This window comes from Microbacterium sp. ZXX196, from assembly GCF_009709595.1.
Classification (GTDB): domain Bacteria; phylum Actinomycetota; class Actinomycetes; order Actinomycetales; family Microbacteriaceae; genus Microbacterium; species Microbacterium excoecariae.
Window position 1 is genome coordinate 1 of the sequence record NZ_WMEE01000540.1, and the last position, 232, is coordinate 232.

Genomic DNA, 232 nt, shown 5'->3' on the forward strand with positions numbered 1-232 from the left:
TTTCAGCATCAGCCGCTCATTGCATGGCCCAAATATCCCTTTCAGTTCGCGTCTCATTTTGACCAGCGTTTCATAGCTCACCTGGGCGTACTTATCCCCCACCGGCGCCTGCTCCAGGGCCTGAGCCATCGCCCGGTCGATTTCGGCAAACTTCACGCTGTTCTCTTCGCCAGCAGAGATATGCACCACCTCGCCGTGAGCCAGAGGCTGGTTAAGCAGCATTAGCAGGGCG

Annotated in this window: 1 pseudogene; it reads right to left on the reverse strand. The window is 57.3% G+C overall.

The features are described 5' to 3' along the window. A pseudogene (locus tag GJQ66_RS13920) lies at nucleotides 1–232 on the reverse strand (NAD(P)H-binding protein); the annotation flags it as partial.